At 73.2% G+C, this 13,660-nt stretch carries 15 protein-coding genes; 8 read left to right on the plus strand and 7 right to left on the minus strand.

The features are described from left to right. Window position 1: 1 nt before the first annotated feature. From ACME2J_RS15615 to ACME2J_RS15645, 7 genes are read right to left on the minus strand one after another with little or no spacing between them, the layout of a single operon-like run. Window positions 2-1,306 carry a (Fe-S)-binding protein gene (locus tag ACME2J_RS15615; protein ID WP_495545857.1) on the minus strand — a complete coding sequence of 435 codons (1,305 nt, stop codon included), beginning with the start codon at window positions 1,304-1,306 and terminating at the stop codon, window positions 2-4. A gap of 2 nt (window positions 1,307-1,308) precedes the next feature. Then, on the minus strand, window positions 1,309-2,085 hold the full coding sequence (locus tag ACME2J_RS15620) for a hypothetical protein (protein WP_495545858.1): 777 nt from the start codon (window positions 2,083-2,085) through the stop codon (window positions 1,309-1,311). Next, window positions 2,082-3,173, minus strand: a complete 1,092-nt coding sequence (locus ACME2J_RS15625) for an FAD-dependent oxidoreductase (protein ID WP_495545859.1) — start codon at window positions 3,171-3,173, stop codon at window positions 2,082-2,084. The genes ACME2J_RS15620 and ACME2J_RS15625 overlap by 4 nt, the downstream gene beginning before the upstream one ends. Then, on the minus strand, window positions 3,166-4,380 hold the full coding sequence (locus tag ACME2J_RS15630) for a heterodisulfide reductase-related iron-sulfur binding cluster (protein WP_495545860.1): 1,215 nt from the start codon (window positions 4,378-4,380) through the stop codon (window positions 3,166-3,168). The genes ACME2J_RS15625 and ACME2J_RS15630 overlap by 8 nt, the downstream gene beginning before the upstream one ends. 21 nt (window positions 4,381-4,401) lie before the next feature. After that, window positions 4,402-5,109, minus strand: coding sequence for a 4Fe-4S dicluster domain-containing protein (locus ACME2J_RS15635; protein ID WP_495545861.1), 708 nt, complete (start codon window positions 5,107-5,109; stop codon window positions 4,402-4,404). A 3-nt stretch (window positions 5,110-5,112) separates the two neighbouring features. Beyond that, entirely contained in the window at window positions 5,113-5,535 is a 423-nt protein-coding gene (locus ACME2J_RS15640; RefSeq protein ID WP_495545862.1) for a DsrE family protein, read from the minus strand. 11 nt (window positions 5,536-5,546) lie between these two features. Further along, entirely contained in the window at window positions 5,547-5,789 is a 243-nt protein-coding gene (locus ACME2J_RS15645) for a sulfurtransferase TusA family protein (RefSeq protein WP_495545863.1), read from the minus strand. A 154-nt stretch (window positions 5,790-5,943) separates the two neighbouring features. Here ACME2J_RS15645 and ACME2J_RS15650 point away from each other — a divergent pair, with 154 nt between their 5' ends. The 8 genes from ACME2J_RS15650 to ACME2J_RS15685 all read left to right on the plus strand — a co-directional run. Beyond that, on the plus strand, window positions 5,944-6,348 hold the full coding sequence (locus ACME2J_RS15650; RefSeq protein ID WP_495545864.1) for an ArsR/SmtB family transcription factor: 405 nt from the start codon (window positions 5,944-5,946) through the stop codon (window positions 6,346-6,348). A 6-nt stretch (window positions 6,349-6,354) separates the two neighbouring features. Further along, a complete protein-coding gene (locus ACME2J_RS15655; RefSeq protein WP_495545865.1) occupies window positions 6,355-6,933 on the plus strand; it encodes a DsrE/DsrF/DrsH-like family protein in 579 nt (192 codons plus the stop codon). Window positions 6,934-7,142: 209 nt separating this feature from the next. Continuing rightward, window positions 7,143-7,961 carry an MlaE family ABC transporter permease gene (locus ACME2J_RS15660; protein WP_495545866.1) on the plus strand — a complete coding sequence of 273 codons (819 nt, stop codon included), beginning with the start codon at window positions 7,143-7,145 and terminating at the stop codon, window positions 7,959-7,961. Beyond that, on the plus strand, window positions 7,958-8,800 hold the full coding sequence (locus ACME2J_RS15665; RefSeq protein ID WP_495545867.1) for an MlaE family ABC transporter permease: 843 nt from the start codon (window positions 7,958-7,960) through the stop codon (window positions 8,798-8,800). The genes ACME2J_RS15660 and ACME2J_RS15665 overlap by 4 nt, the downstream gene beginning before the upstream one ends. Next, entirely contained in the window at window positions 8,797-10,071 is a 1,275-nt protein-coding gene (locus ACME2J_RS15670) for an MlaD family protein (RefSeq protein WP_495545868.1), read from the plus strand. Before ACME2J_RS15665 ends, ACME2J_RS15670 begins: the two co-directional genes overlap by 4 nt. Beyond that, window positions 10,068-11,519: an MlaD family protein gene (locus ACME2J_RS15675; protein ID WP_495545869.1), complete on the plus strand. Its 1,452-nt coding sequence runs from the start codon at window positions 10,068-10,070 to the stop codon at window positions 11,517-11,519. Before ACME2J_RS15670 ends, ACME2J_RS15675 begins: the two co-directional genes overlap by 4 nt. Next, window positions 11,516-12,796: an MlaD family protein gene (locus ACME2J_RS15680; protein ID WP_495545870.1), complete on the plus strand. Its 1,281-nt coding sequence runs from the start codon at window positions 11,516-11,518 to the stop codon at window positions 12,794-12,796. Before ACME2J_RS15675 ends, ACME2J_RS15680 begins: the two co-directional genes overlap by 4 nt. Next, window positions 12,793-13,660: MlaD family protein (locus ACME2J_RS15685; protein ID WP_495545871.1), on the plus strand; the 868-nt coding region annotated here is incomplete at its 3' end. The genes ACME2J_RS15680 and ACME2J_RS15685, both read left to right, overlap by 4 nt.

The raw sequence follows: 13,660 nt of genomic DNA on the forward strand, positions 1-13,660 counted from the left end.
GTCAGCCCTCCTCGCCCGCGGCGCTCGGCCCGCCCAGCGCATCGTCGAGCAGCTCGGCGAGGTCGCGGACCGCCAGGACGCCGTCGAGGCCGGTCGACTTCGCGCCGTCCTCGAACCGCGACACCTCGTAGGGGCAGCAGACCGCGAGGATCTCGGCGCCGCTCTCCGCCGCCTCGCGCACCCGCCGCTCGCTCAGCCGCTCGCGCGTGTGCTCGACCGTGTGCCCGTCGAGCCACATCCCGCCCCCGCCGCCGCCGCAGCAGTACCCGTTCTCGCGGCAGCGGCCCATCTCGACGAGCTCGAGCCCCGGGATCGCCTCGAGGACGGTGCGCGGCGCGTCGTACTCGCCGTTGTGCCGGCCGAGGTAGCACGGGTCGTGGAACGTCACCCGCGCGTCGAGGGGCGTCGTGAACTCGAGCTCCCCCATGAGCGGCGCGAGCAGCTGCGTGTAGTGGAGGACCTCGTAGGTCTGCCCCATCCCGGGGTAGACGTTCTTGAGCGCGTTGTAGGCGTGGGGATCGGGCGTGACGATCCGCTCGAACTCGTACTTCGCGAGCGTCTCGCCGACCTGCTCGGCGAGGAGCTCGAACAGGCCCTTCTCGCCGGCGAGGCGCTGCGAGTCGCCGATCGTCTTCTCCTCGTGACCGAGGATCGCCCAGTCGACGCCGAGGCGGTCGAGGATGCGGGCGAACGCCTGCGCCGCGGTCTGCCCGCGCGGGTGGTACGCCCAGTAGTCCTCGACGTAGAGGAGCACGTCGACCGGCCCCGGCTCCTTCGGGAGCTGCCGCACCGGCACGCCGGCCTTCTTCGTCCACGCCGCGCGCTTGCGGGGGCTCTGCCCGAGCGCGTTGCCGTACTTGAACGTCGACTCGAAGACGCCCTGCAGCTCGTCGGGCACGTCCTTCCCGCGGGTGAGAGCCGCCTCCCGCGCCGCGGGCATGATCTGGATCATGTCGACCTGCTTGGGGCAGACCCGCAGGCAGTTGCCGCAGGTCGTGCACAGCCAGAGATCGGGGTCCTCGAGGAGGTCGACCCCGGTCTGCACCTTGCGGTGCACCTTCCGCGGGCCGTACTCGCCGACGACGTCGACGGGGCAGACCGGGATGCACTTCCCGCATCCGTAGCACCAGTCGAGCGACTCGCCGCCGTCGAGCGACGCGATGTCGAGGAGGTTGAAGGCGTCGTAGTCGGTGATGGACCGGTCGGTGAGCTGGCGGTTCCACTCGGCCGGCAGCGTCGTCGCGCCGACCTGCGCCTCCTCCACCTCGATGATCCCGGGCTCCTGCTTGAAGCCTCCGGTCGGCACGATCAGACCTCCATCCCGTGGACGCCGAGCAGACGGCGGGCGAGCTCCGGCAGGGCCGGGACGACGGCGTTGAACTCCTGGGTCATCTTCATCCCGAGCACCGTGCTCATGTAGACGCTGTAGACGCCGGCGAGGAGCACGTCGGCGGCGAGGGCGCCCTCACCGGCGGAGCCGCTCGTGCGGAAGCTCGCCACCTCGGCCGTGGCGCCCAGGACGCCCGAGACCTCGGCGACCCGCTCGTACGTCGCCCCACACCCGTCCGCCTCGAGATCGACGTCGTCGGCGACGACGAGGGGCAGCGCGCCGGTCCGCGTCCCCGGGTCCCAGATCCACCGCGCCCAGAGCGGATGCTCCGCGGGGTCGCTGAAGTGGAGGAGCTCCGCGGCGAGGTCGGCGGCCCGGGCCGGCTCGAGCGGGACGGCGGCGCAGAACGCGTCGAACCGCGTCGCGCGCGACCCCGGGCCGTGGAGGAGCGCGTCGACGCGCTCGGCGAAGACGCTCACCGGATCGACCCCGAGGACCGCGCCGACCCGCCGACGCGTCGCGAAGATCGACCGCAGCAGCGCCCGCGCGGCGGGCTCGTCCATGTGCTGCAGGGACTCCGGCGCGAGGATCTCGGCGAACCGCTCGGACTTGCGGCGCAGGAGGGCGAGGACCCCGTCGAGCTGCTCGCGGCTCGCCCGGCCGTGGATCTCGGCGAGCAGCTCCTGGATGCTCGGCGCGTCGACGGTCGCCGGCTCGCCGGCCTGGAGGACGTCGATCGTCCGCACCGCGCTCATGACGCAGCCGTGAGGGTCCCGCGCCGGGCGAGCGCGACGGCCTTCGTCGCCGCCGCACCCGCGGAGCTGATGGTGTCCTCGAGGTCCGCCGGTCCGAGCGCCGCGCCGCAGGCGAAGATCCCCTCCCGGCTCGTGCCGACGGTGTCGAGGGGCGGGCGCGCGACCTCCACGAAGCCGTACTTGTTCTGGGCGACGCCGGTGAGCTGCGCCATCTCGCGCGTCCCCGCCGACGGCTCCATCCCCACCGAGAGGACGACCATGTCCATCGGCGTCTCGACCGGCCGCCCCATCGTCGTGTCCTCACCGCGGACGAGGAGATGGGCGGGCTGGGCGGGTCCGCCGGGCGGGCCCTTCACCTCGAGGATCTCGGTGACGATCCCCTTGACGTACTGGACCTTGTGCTGCTCCTGCGCAGGCCAGTAGAGCTGCTGCTCCCAGTAGCCGTACATGCGCATGTCGATGTAGAAGATCGTCGCCCGGCACTCGGGGACGAGCTTGCGCACCTCGATCGCCTGCTTGGAGGCGATCCCGCAGCAGACCTTCGAGCAGTACTCGTTGCCAATGTTGCGGTCGCGGGAGCCGACGCACTGGATCCAGCAGATGCGCTTCGGCGCCTCGCCGGTCGAGGGCACGAGCACCTCGTGGCGCTTGAGCATCGCCTCCAGGTCCTGGAGCGCGAGGACGTCGGGGTACTGGTAGTAGTTGTAGATCTGCCGCTCGCGGCCGGGGTCGAAGTGCGTGAACCCGGTCGCGAGGACGACCGCGGCGACGTCGATCTCCTCCTGCCCCGCCGCGCCCTCGACGGTCGCCCGGAAGGCGCCCGCCTCGCCGCTCAGCGCGGTGACGCGGGACGACGTGCGGATGTCGGCGAGCTCGCGCTCCCGCAGCGCCTGCTCCATGTCGGCCATCGCCTGCTCGGCGTCGTCGAAGTGCGGGGTGAGGGCGGCGTACTGCTCGTGCACCGGCGTGCCGCCGAGCCGCTCGCGCTGCTCGACGAGGACGACGCGAGCGCCGAGGTCGGCGATGCTGCGGGCGGCCTCGATCCCTCCGGGACCGCCGCCGATGACGAGCACGGTCGCGTCAGGCATCGAGCACCTCGACGTCTTCCCAGGTGAGCACGTCCTTGCCGCCGTGGCGCAGGTCCTCGCAGGCGGACTCGAACTCGGCCCAGGCCTTCTCCCAGTCGATCCCCATCTTCTCGAGGAGCGGCCGGTACTCGGCCGCGTGCCAGTGGAGCTGGCAGACGAGGTAGGGGTGGGCGCCCATCGCCAGCGCCGCGAACTGCGCCTCGGAGAGCACCGGGATGACCGGGGCCTCCGCGTCGTGCGCCTTCGCCGCGAACTGGCTCTTGTCGAGCGTCGTCACGCAGCCCGTGTCGTGGGTGAGCGTGACGTCGGGATCCGCCTCCTCCTTCATCCGCGCGATCTTGCGCTGCGTCGCGAACGACCGCGTGAAGTCGCGCTGGACGAGGATGTGGCGGAAGCCGAACCCGCAGCAGTCGAAGAACGTCGAGTAGTCGCGCACCTCGGCGCCGAGCGCGGTCGCCACGCCCGAGACGACCGCGGTGCGCTGCCCGCCGTAGACCTCGGGGTCGTAGATCGCGTCGCCCTCGACGAGCTTGTAGTAGTGGCACGCGGGATGGACGGTGACGCTCACCTTCGAGAAGTCACGCACCTGGTGCTTCGCGATCTCGTCGCGCATCGCGTAGAACCACTCGGAGTAGTGGACGAGCTCCTCCGGGAGCACGAGCGGCTTGCCGAGCGCGGCGAGGACGTCGCGCACCTGATGGCGCAGGTCGTCGTGGTGGAGGAGCTCCTGCCGGACCTCCTTGTAGTGCCCGAACGACGTGCCGCAGTGGATGATCGGGAAGTGCCCCGTCTCGTGGGCGGCGGCGAAGTTCCGCGCCGCGACCGCCGCCTGCGCCGCCGCGTTCGACGTCGCCGACGCGTAGTAGTTCCACGCCGTGCACGAGGTCTGGTCGCGCGGGTCGTGGTACTCGATCCCGAGCTTCCGGTTGACCCAGAAGATCGCCGTCGAGTACCCGGGGATGTGGCCGCACTGCCCGCAGCTCTTGTGATGCCACGTGGTGCCGATCGGCACCTTCTTCGTGCGGCCGTACTTCAGCGGGACCTCGAGGTGCTCGCCGGTGATCCGCTGCACGACGATCTCGCCGGCCTCCTCGAGCTCGAGCAGGCGGGGCCGGAAGTCCTCGGGCACCTGGTCGGGCGCCCATCCGGCGAAGTCCTTCTTGTTCGGTCGTCCGGGGCCTTGCACCACCGGAAGGGGAATCGTCACGTCCGTCCGCCTCCTTCGCGCTCAGTCGAGCTCATAGCCGTGTTCGTCGAGCAGGTCCTCCATGACCTCCTCGAGCAGCGCGTGCAGCGACTCGTCGACGTCGGCGATCATCGCCAGCGCGCCGGTCTTGTGCCAGATGAGATAGAGCTCGACGAGGGTCTTCTCGTCGATGTCCCACCCGGTCGAGGTCGTGTGGTGCGTGTCCGGCGGCAGCGCCCTCCGCCAGACCGCGAGGTTCTCCGACACCGCGGCGACGCCCGGCCCCCAGTCGGGGAAGGCGTCGGCCTGAAGCATGTCGGGGGACACCTGGGTGCCCGTCGACATGATCTTGTAGATGATCCGCGTGTAGCCGCGCAGCGCCTCCTTCGCCGAGGCCAGCCCGTTCTCGATGGCGACCTCGCGCATGATCGTGATGAGCCCGCCGGGGTTGTTGCCGCGCGGGCAGCGCAGGCACGAGAAGCACTGGGAGCAGTCCCAGATGTCCTCGTTCATCTGCTGGTAGACGAGATCGACGTCCTCGCGGGAGGCGGCCTGCGCGATCCGCCGGGGCGAGAAGTCGTAGTAGCGCGCCGACGGGCAGGCCGCGACGCAGATGCCGCACTCGTAGCAGCCGTAGAGGTAGTCCTCGAACCGCTCGTCGGCCTTCACCTGCTCGAAGATCCGCGTCTTCTCCTCGACGGGGACCTCGTCGAAGGGCGGGTCGGGAAGCTTGTACGCCGCCGAGGCCATGGCTCAGAAGGTCACGACGGCTTCGGCCTCCATCGCGAGGCCGTTGAAGGCGGCACCGCCGATCATCTCGACCTCGTCGAGGAGCTGCTCTCGCGTGAGGTCGTTGAGATCGAGGCTCGGCTGGCAGACGAGCAGGCGCACGCCGCAGTCGATCGCCTGATCGATGAAGTACCTGAGCTTCTGGCCGGCCTCGCCCTTCGGGCCGACGCTGTCGACGACGTCCTTCTGCAGGAGCTGCGGGCCGTTCATCGTGAAGTAGATCGACGTCTCGACGTCCATCGCCGCTGCCGACGCGGCGAGGAAGAAGGGCGTCGCGCACCGCTCCGGCGACTCGAGGCCGTGCGTCATGACGTAGAGGACGCTGTCCTCGTCCTCGTCACCGCTCACGATGAGCACCGCCCACGAGTCGCGGGGAGGGCCCGTCATCGCGGACCTCGTCAGGGCTTGCGGAGCAGGACACGGAAGACCCCGTCGTCGCGCTTCTCGATGCCGAGAAGCTCATTGCCGGTCTGCTTCGACCACGCCTTCATGTCGGGCTCGACGCCCGGGTCCGTCGCGAGGACCTCGAGGAGATCTCCGGACGACATCGTCTTGAACGCCTTCGCGGTCTTCACGACGGGCAGCGGGCACGCCGCGCCGGTCACGTCGAGCGTCTGGGCAGGGGCACTCTGGCTCTCCACGCGTCCTCTCCTCAAAGGTGCGTCGGCTGTCTCGCGACAGGCGGCGGGTGGCCGCAGGAGATTCGTACCGCGCCGCGATCACTCGTGTCAAGTTTTCGTCAATGCTCAAATGATCCTTGACCGTTTGTGCAAACAGCGTCTACCCTCGCGGGCGATGCCGACTTCCGACAACCCGTCCGAGAGCCCCTCCGAGATCGTCGACCCCGAGGCCACGCCGCTGCCGCCCGCCGTCATCGAGCGCGTCGCCGACCGCTTCAAGCTGCTCGGCGATCCCACGCGGCTGCGCCTCGTCAACGCCCTCCACGTCGAGGGCGAGCTCAGCGTCGGCGAGCTCGTCGAGCGGGTCGGGACGAGCTACGGCGCGGTGAGCAAGCAGCTCAGCCTCCTGCGCGCGCAGGGCGTCGTCTCGCGCCGCCGCGAGGGCACCCGGATCTACTACCGAATCTGCGACCCGTCCCTCAACGATCTCTGCACGGCCGTGTGCGCGGGGATCCGCCGGGACTGGGCCGGCTGGGGAGCCACGCTCGAACGTGAGCTCATGAACACCAAAGAGGAGTAGTCGAGCATGACGGACGCCGCCGCTGCGCAGCAGGCCCTCGCCTCTGGCATGAGCCGGGACGAGCTCGAAGAGCTCGTCGCGAGGATGATCGAGGAGCGCGATCCACGTGATCCGAACCTCATGACGCTGATCGCCTGGGGCGGCGACCTCGATCGCCTCTGGCCCACGACGATCCTCGCCACGACGGCGGCGGCGAACGGCATGGACGTCGCGATCTTCTTCACGTTCTGGGGCCTCTTCCCGCTCGTGAAGGAGGACAAGCGGCTCACCGGCGACAACTGGATGAACAAGGGCCTCGCCGTGATGAACCGGCCGAGCGCGCAGCACGCCGCGCTCTCCAAGCTCAACATGGGCGGCATGGGCCCGACGATGATGCGCAACCTCGCGAAGAAGCGCGGCGTCGCGCCCCCCGAGGAGCTCATGGAGATGGCGCAGGAGCTCGAGGTCAAGATGTGGCCCTGCCAGATGACGATGGACCTCATGGGCCTCAAGCGCGAGGACCTCATCGACGGCCTCGGCGAGACGGCAGGCGCGGCGACCGCGCTCGCGCGGATGCAGAAGTCCGCGATCAGCCTCTTCATCTAGGCCTTCGCGGGCCTTCGCTCGCGACGACGACGGGCCCGCCAGGCGGCGGGCCCGTCGTCGTTGCGGGCCCTCTCCGCGTGTTCGTCGTCGCTCGTGACGACCCGCACTTGACACGGCGGCTCCGAACTTGAGAGTTTCGGCAAAGCCCCAAATGGGAGAGGAGGCTGCAGGTGGCATCGACGGGCAGCGTCGTTCGGCGGCGCGGAGGGGTGCCCGCCCCACAAGCGCTCGGGTACGACGAGCCGCTGCGCCTCGTCGGCCGTCGCACGCGCACGATCGGCGGGATGCTCGTCCTCGCGTTGCGCGCCTTCATCGCGCTCGTCCGGCCGCCGTTCGCGTGGCGTCGCGAGTTCGCGCTGCAGTCGATCTTCATCTTCCGCGTCACGATCCTCCCGATCGCGCTGTCGATCGCCGCGTGGGGGTTCTCGGGGCCGGGCCTGCAGGCCGGGAACTTCCTCGTCACGTTCGGGACGATCGACCGCGCCGGCGGCTTCATGGTCGTCGCGATCGTGCGGGAGTTCGGCACGTTCGTCACCGCGACGGTCGTCGCGGGCATCGTCGGGACGACGATCACCGCGGAGCTCGGCGCGCGGAAGATCCGCGAGGAGCTCGACGCGCTGCGGGTCCTCGGCGTCGACCCGATCACGTACATGGTCGCGCCGCGCATCCTCGCGCTCGCCGTGACGATGATGGCGCTCGACGTGCTCGCGCTCGTGTTCGGCGTCCTCGGCGGCTACGCCGCCTCCGTCGGCCTCCTCGGCGGCACGAGCGGGGGCTTCCTCGTCAACTTCTTCGCGAACACGACGTTCCTCGACCTCGCGGCGAGCGTCATCAAGGTCGGGATCTTCGGCGTCCTCATCGGGGTCATCTGCTGCTACAAGGGCCTCCACGTGCAAGGCGGCGCGGAGGGCGTGGGGCGCGCCGTCAACGAGGCGGTCGTCGGCTGCCTCATCGCGATCTTCTTCGTCAACCTCGTCTACACGCAGTACTTCCTCGCCGCGTACCCGGACGTCGGGGTCTTCCGATGAGCACCCGGCCGTCCTCGCCGGAGACCGACATCGGGTCCTCGCCGCTGCCCGCCGAGATCCCCGGCGTGCGGCGGCTCGGCTTCCTCGGCCTCGTCGGCGACGTCGCCGCCTTCGGCTGGCACGGCATCCGCCAGGTCCGTCACGTCCGCGAGTTCGGAGCCGAGGTGGTCCGCCAGGCCGCGCTCATCGCGACGGGCAGCACGCTCGTCATCATGGCGATCGCCTTCCTCGCGGGAGGGAGCTGCGGCCTCGAGTCGACCGCGCTCGCGCGCTCGTTCGGCGTCGATCCCGTCGCCGGCGGCTTCTCGACCTGGTGCACGCTGCGCGAGGTCGTCCCGTTCGTGTTCGGGTACATCCTCGCGGCGAAGGTCGGCTGCGGCATGGTCGCCGAGCTGGGAGCGATGCGCGTCGCCGAGGAGGTCGACGCCCTGGACGTCATCGGCGTGAGGTCGATCGCCTATCTCGTGACGACGCGGATGCTCGCGGCGATCATCGTCCTCCCGATCGCGTACATCCTCGCCGTCGGGGCGTCGTACTCGGCGGCCTACCTCATGTCGGTCGAGCGCTTCGGCGACGTCTCGCAGGGGACGTGGGAGCTCTTCTTCTACAGCTTCCAGGACCCCGTCGACCTCGTCTACTCCGCGATCAAGGGGCTCGCGATCGCCGCGTTCGTCATCACGACGAGCCTCTACTTCGGCTACCACGTGCGTGGCGGCCCGATCGAGGTCGGGACCGCGACGGCCCGCTCGATGGCGGTGAACATCATCGGGGTCACGCTCATCAGCATGGTCGGCACGCTCGTCTTCTGGGGCGCGAACCCGAGGATCCCGATCGGATGAGCTCGCGGGGACGGAGCGACGGCCCGACCGTCCGCGTCCTCGCCGGCGCGGCGCTCGCCGTCGGCCTCGGCCTCGCGCTCCTGTTCTCCACCAGCGGCGGCTCGTCGGAGGTCGTCGCCCGGTTCGATCAGGTCCACGGCCTCGTGGAGGGCGCCGAGGTCCGCTCCGGCGGCATCCACGTCGGCGAGGTCACCGACATCGAGCTCGGGGAGGATCGACGGCCCCTCGTCACGCTCTCGGTCGACGACGACGCCGCTCCGCGGAAGGGCGCGACCGCCTCGATCCGGCTCTTCTCGCTCGCCGGGGAGGTCAACCGCTACGTCGATCTCGCGGCCGGGACCGGGCCGCCGCTCGGGGAGGGCGCGCTCATCGACGGCCGCCGGACGGACGAGCCCGTCGAGATCGACCAGGTGCTCTCGACGCTCGATCCGGCGACGCGCGCCGAGGTCCGCGGCCTGCTCGACGGGCTGGAGCGATCGACGCGCGGGCGCGGGCCGGACATCGCCGCCGCCCTGCAGCGCAGCGCCGACGCGGTCGGCGAGACGGCGGAGCTCCTCGCCGGCGTGCGCGGCGAGGGCGACGCGCTCGACGACCTCGTCCGCCACTCGCGGACCGTCGTCGGGGCGCTCGCCGAGGACGCCGGCGCTCCGGGGGCCGCCGTCGACGCCCTCGCGAGCACCCTCGAGGTGACGGCCGCGCGCCGGCGCCGCCTCGCCGGCGGGCTCCGTGCGCTCCCCGCCGGCCTGCGCTCCCCGCGCCTCGCCCTCGAGCGCACCGGTCGCGCCGTCGACGACCTCCGCGCCGTCGTCGGCGACGCACGCCCCGCGGTGCGCGCGCTCGTCCCGTTCAGCGTCCGCCTGCGCCCCACGCTCGCCGAGGCGCGCCCTGCCCTCGCCGAGGCGGAGAAGCTCGTCCGCAGCGGCCCGGCCGACCTCCGCGCGCTGCGCCCGCTCCTGCGTGCCGCGGCCCCGGTCCTCGGCGAGCTCACCCCGGTCCTCGCCGCCGCCAACCCGATGCTGTCCCAGACGCGCGCGCGGCTCCCCGACGTCTTCGCGTTCTTCGCGAACTGGGCGGACTTCACCGCCAACTACGACGCGAACGGGCACGCCGCGCGGATCGGCCTCGTCTTCGCGCCGCCGCCGCTCGGCGTGAAGGGCCCGTCGGACACGAAGCCCGGCCACCTGCGCGCGCCGTTCACCCGCACGCCGGGCGTGCTCGAGGGTGAGCCGTGGACCGGCTTCGAGGACACGATCACCGGGGAGGCGCCGTGAGGCCGCTCCCCGCCCTCGGCTGGGCCGCCGTGACCGCCACGCTCGTCGTCGCCGTCGTCGCGCTGACGGGTGGGGACGGAACGCTCGTCCGCGCGGAGTTCACGAGCGCGCGCGGGCTGCTCGAGGGCAACGAGGTGCGGGTCCAGGGCGCGCCGGCGGGAAGCGTGAAGACGATCGAGCTCACCGCGCGCGACACCGCTCTCGTCACCGTGCGCCTCGACGACGACGTCCCCGCCCCGCGCGCCGACGCGACCGCCGCGATCCGCCCGGTCGACCTCCTCGGCGACGTCTACCTCGCGCTCGACCCCGGCTCGGCCCCCTCTCCGCTGCGGGGAGCGATCGCGCCGGCGAGGACGAGCAACGCCCCCCGGCTCGACGAGCTGCTCCGCGCGTTCTCGCCCGAGGCGCGCGATGGCCTCCGGGCCCTCGTCGTCGCCCTCGGACAGGGGCTCGACCGCAGGGGCGGCGACGCCAACCGCGCGATCCTGCACCTGCGGCCGGCGCTCGAGGCGACCGACGACCTCATGCGCGAGCTCGACGACCAGCGCGTGTCGCTGCGCGGCCTCGTCGAGGGCGCGCAGCGCGCGACCCGGCAGCTCGCCGCGCGCCGCGACGACCTCGGCGGGACCGTCGACGGCCTCGGCGCGACCCTGCGGGCGGTCGCGGGCCGCCCGACCGCGCTCGACCGGACGCTGCGCGAGGCGCCCGGCCTCCTCTCGCGCCTCACCGCCACCTCGCGCCGGCTCGCGACGACGGCGCGGTCCGCGACCCCGCTCGCGCGGGCGCTCGGCGACGCTGCGCCGGAGCTCGCCGCGGCGGCCGCCGGGCTCCCCGCGTTCGCGCGCGACGCGCGATCGGCGATCGACGACGCCCGCCCGCTCGTCACCGAGCTCGGCACGACGCTCGAGGCCGCCCGCCCGGCGGCGCCGCGCCTCGCCGAGGGCCTGCGCTCCCTCCGCTCCTCGGCCCCCGCGATCGACGGCGTCACGCGTGCGCTCGTGCCCGCGGCGAAGCCGATCTCGGAGGGGTTCTTCGTCAACTTCGCCGATCAGGCCGCCGAACCGGGGACCCAGCCCTTCGACCCCTTCGCCGACCCGGCGCGCCGGTACTGGCGCGGCGCCGCCGTGTTCTCGTGCGAGACGTTCGGGCTGCCCGTCGAGCGCGGCTGCCTCGACCGCTACCTCGGGCGCGGACGGCCTCGTGGCCGCCGGGAGCGTCCCTCGGCGCCGGCGCAGCGGGAGCCGCGCCGGCCCGCGCCCGCCGCACCGGGCCCCGCGGCGACCGCGCCTCCGCCCGCCGCGCCGCCCGTCGCCGACCTCCCCGACCTGCCGCTCGACCTCGACGCCGCCGTCGGCGAGCTCCTCGACGGCGTCGCGGACGGCGTCGGCGACCTCGACCGCGCCCCCGACGGCTCCGCCGGGCTCCTCGACTACCTCCTGCGCCCGTGAGACACCGCCCCCGCACCCGTCGCTCCCTCCTCGAGCGCGCCGCGCACGGGGCGGAGCGTCTCGAGGACCGGTCGCTCGCGCTCGGCGTCGCGGTGCTCGCCGCGGCCGCGATCGTCACCTACCTGTCGATCATCGCGATCGACGGCATCCCGTTCACCGACCCGTACGAGGTGCGCATCGAGACGCCGGCCGACGCGCCGCTCCTCAAGGACGGCGACGAGGTCCGCATCGCCGGGCAGCGGGCCGGCCAGGTCCGCGGCGTGCATCGCGGCGAGGACGGCGGCGCGCTTCTCGACGTCGACCTCGACGAGGGGCCGATCGGCCGTGACGCGACGGCGGTCGTGCGGCTGCGCGGGCTCGCGGGCGCGACCTACGTCGAGCTCGACCCGGGCACGACCTCGGACCCCCTCCCCGAGCGCGGCCTCGTCCCGCGCCGCCGGACGCGGAGCGGGGTCGAGCTCACCGACGTCGTCGACGCCTTCGACCCCGGCACCACCGGCGCGGTCCGCCGGACCCTCGACGCCTACGGCCGGGGGTTCACCGGCCGCGGCGGCGACCTCGACCGCGTCCTCGAGGACCTCGCGCCGGCCCTCGAGACGACGACGCCGCTGCTGCGAGCCGCGACGCGGCAGCGCGGCGAGCTCGCCCGGCTGGCCGGCGGCGTCCGGCGCCTCACCCGCGGCCTCGCCGCCCCGGGCAGCACCGATCTCGAGGGGCTCCTCGGTCCGGCCGCCGCGACGCTCGCGACGACCGCCGACCGCAGCGACCGGCTCACCGCGGCGATCGAGCGGCTCCCCGCGCTCGCGGCGACCGCGGGCGCGGTCCTCCCCGAGGCGGACGCGCTGCTCGACGACGCGGACGCGGCCGTCCGCCGGCTCGAGCCCGCCGTCGTCGCGCTGCGCGACTCGCTCCCCGAGGTCCGCCGCCTCCTCGACCGGCGCCCGGACCTCGGCGCGCTCTCCGACCTCGCCGGGCGCGCACGCCCGGTCCTGCGACGCGCGGCGCCCGTCCTGCGCGAGATGACGCCGACCGCCGCGTCGCTCGCTCCGCTGGCGGCGCCGCTCGGCGTCCTGTCCGGCCATCTCGCGCGCTACGAGCGCGACCTCTTCCTCGCGCCCGACGGCTTCACGCGCTGGGGCGGGTTCCGCTACGGCGTGGGCGAGGCGCCGGGGGCCCGCGCGGTCCGCTTCCTCCCCGTGTTCACCTGCATGCGGGCGAGGAACCCGTACCCGGAGCCCGGCGAGGCGCTCCGGGACAGCGAGGAGTGCGCGGGATGACGCCGCCGCCCCCCACGCTCGCCGAGCGCCGGCATCGCGACGCCGAGACGTTCGTCCGGCGACGGCGCATCCTCGGCGCGGTCCTCCTCGTCGCCGCGGCGGCGGCGATCGCGGTCCTGCTGCTCGAGCCCGACCCGTTCGCCGACACCCGGACGGTGCGCATCGCCGTCGACGACGCGATCGGCACCGACCTCGTCGGAGGCGAGGTGCGCATGGCGGGCACGCCCGTCGGCGAGGTGACGGGCCGCGAGCGCCGGGGCGACGGCGCCGTGCTCGAGCTCGAGCTGGAGGCGGACGCCGGCCCGATCACGCGCCTCGCCCGGGCCGAGATCCGGCCGCGCACGCCGTTCGAGGGCCCGGTCTTCATCGCTCTGTCGCCCGGTCCGCCATCCGCGGCGCCGCTCGGAGACGAGGTCCTCCCGCGGGAGCGGACCCGCTCGTACGTGCAGCTCGACGAGGCGCTGCGCTTCGCGCGACCACCGATCCGGGAGGCGCTGCGCGGCGCGGTCCCGGAGCTGCGCGAGGCGACGAGCGAGACGGGCGGCCGCGGGCTGCGCCGCGTCATCCACGCCGCCCCCCGCCTCACCGAGTCGCTCACGCCCGCGGCCCGCGCCGCCCGCGGCGTCGCGGGCACCGAGCTGCGCAGCGCCGTCCGCGGCCTCGCCGCGACGGCCGGGACGTTCGCCCGCGAGAGCCGCTCCCTCGTGCCACTCGCCCGGGGGACGGCCCGGACGTTCGCGGCCCTCGGGACCGACGGCGGTCGCCCGCTCGACCGCACGGCCCGCGAGCTGCCTGCGCGCCTCGCCGGGCTCGACGCGCGCGGGCGGCGGCCCGCGGTGCTCGTGAGCACGCTGCAGGACGTCG

This window comes from Paraconexibacter sp. (assembly GCF_059438195.1).